Genomic DNA, 2,279 nt, shown 5'->3' on the forward strand with positions numbered 1-2,279 from the left:
TTCCCCGGCATTGGTTCAGCTCTTCGAGGAGTTTTACCCATCATGATATCTTTCATTTGAGATTTCAATGTATCTGATTTCGGTCCGAAGATCGCCTGGATGCTGTTCCCTACTTCAAGTACCCCTGAAGCACCAAGTTTCTTCAATTTCTTTTTGTCTACTTGCTTTTCATCATTGACTGATACGCGAAGACGAGTGATACATGCATCAAGGTGGGCGATGTTTTCTTTTCCACCCATTGCCTCAAGGACATCATATGCCAGGTCAGAACCTGTAGAAGTTGTTCCTTCTTCTTCATCATCTTCCACTTCTTCACGACCAGGTGTTGCCAGGTTGAACTTACGGATGGCGAATCGGAAACCGAAGTAATAAACCACAGCGAACACTAGTCCGACAGGGATCACTAACCACCAGTTCGTTTGCGGGTTAATGACACCAAATAGGATGTAATCAATTAATCCACCAGAGAATGTCATACCGATTTTTACATCAAGCAGGTGCATTGTCATAAAGGACAGCCCCGCAAAAATCGTATGGATACCGAACAGGATCGGCGCTACGAATAGGAAAGAGAATTCGATCGGCTCTGTGATACCTGTAAGGAAAGAAGTTAAAGCAGCAGATCCCATGATACCTGCAACAATTTTCTTCCTTTCCGGACGAGCTTCATGATAGATCGCCAATGCAGCTGCAGGAAGTCCGAACATCATGAATGGATATTTACCTGTCATGAAGGTACCAGCTGTTAATTCTTGCACATTATCTTGAATCTGTTTCATGAAGATGGCCTGATCTCCGCGGATGATCTGCCCAGCTTCAGAAGTGTACGTTCCAAACTCGAACCAGAATGGAGAGTAGAAAATATGGTGAAGACCAAATGGAATCAATGCACGTTCCACCACACCAAATACGAATGCTGCAACTGTTCTGTTCTCCCCTAACATGAAGTTGGAGAAGTTATTCAAGCCTGTTTGAATTGGCGGCCAAACCAAAAGCATCAATAGCCCCAGAACAACAGCCGAGGCAGCCGTTGCAATCGGTACGAAACGCTTTCCGGCAAAGAACCCTAAATAGGAAGCAAGTTCAATGTTATGAAAACGATTATACATATAGGCTGCGAGTATACCGACAATAATCCCTCCGAATACACCCGTTTGGAGAGTTGGAATGCCAAGAACGTTTGCGAACGCCATGTCGGCACCTACATCTTCTGCAGAGATTCCCATCGCTGCTCCCATAGTGACATTCATGATCAGGTAACCAACGATTGCCGCAAGTCCGGCAACCCCTTCACCGCCGGCAAGCCCTATCGCGACTCCGACAGCAAATAACAGCGCGAGATTTCCGAAAATAATTCCGCCCGCTTCTTTCATAACATGAGCTACCTTAGCAATCCAGTCCGCTTCTAAAAACGGAGCCAACTCCAAGAGAGTAGGATTTTCAAGCGCCGCTCCCAGCGCAAGCAGAATCCCTGCCGCAGGAAGAATCGCAACCGGCAGCATCAAAGCTTTACCTACTTTTTGCAAAACACCAAATGCTTTTTTAAACAAAGTGATAACCTCCCAATTTTCTTTTTTATGGACAAAATAATAGCCGCAAACACAAAAAAGGCATGAGTAAAAGGAGACACTGACTGTGTATAAAGGTAGACTTCCCCAAAATACACAAATCAATTATCTTCTTCACTCATGCCTGATCGTATCAGTAACACGTTAAGAGATAAGTTCATTATTTAACTTTATTCTGTATGCGCTGCAGATGCATAGTCAGATAGACCGCTTCCGCATCATCCACTGGTTTCTTCAGTGTTTGCTGCATTATTTTGATGAGTTTCCACGACAGATTATAACACAGTGGGTATTCTTCTTTCAATAGTAAAGCGATTTTTTCCGGTTCTTGAACGCGCTCCTGCCTGAGGACCCTCTCGATTGTGTATCGAAGGTGGCGTACAAGTCTCATGTAATGGACACTTTCCTTATCGATATTTGCTTCCAGCGTATTTTCAATTGTGGAAGTCAATGTCCCGATTAACCGGGAATGTTGATTAACCTGGGAAAGATCCTTGTTCATCATGGCACTATGGATATGAAGTGCGATAAATCCGATTTCGCCTTCTGGCAGCTCTACGTTAGTTTCTTCATTTAAAAGAGCGACAACGTCTCTAGCTACTTCATATTCAAAAAGATACAGTGCCTTTGTTTCCATAAGAAACGGATTTCGAATCGCCATCCCTTTCATCAGACGGTTAATTGCAAATAATATATGATCTGTCAGAGCGA

2 protein-coding genes are annotated in these 2,279 nt (G+C 43.9%); both read right to left on the reverse strand.

Annotation, left to right across the window (positions count from 1 at the left end; all coding sequences use genetic code 11):
* Positions 1-1,550: glucose-specific PTS transporter subunit IIBC (gene ptsG / locus BSG1_RS19100; RefSeq protein ID WP_006838879.1), on the reverse strand; the 1,550-nt coding region annotated here is incomplete at its 3' end.
* Between the two features lie 178 nt (positions 1,551-1,728).
* Positions 1,729-2,279, reverse strand: a 551-nt coding sequence (locus tag BSG1_RS19105) for a BglG family transcription antiterminator (protein WP_006838880.1), incomplete at its 5' end; no start/stop codon positions are given.

The organism is Bacillus sp. SG-1 (assembly GCF_000181495.1).
GTDB lineage: Bacteria > Bacillota > Bacilli > Bacillales > Bacillaceae_B > Rossellomorea.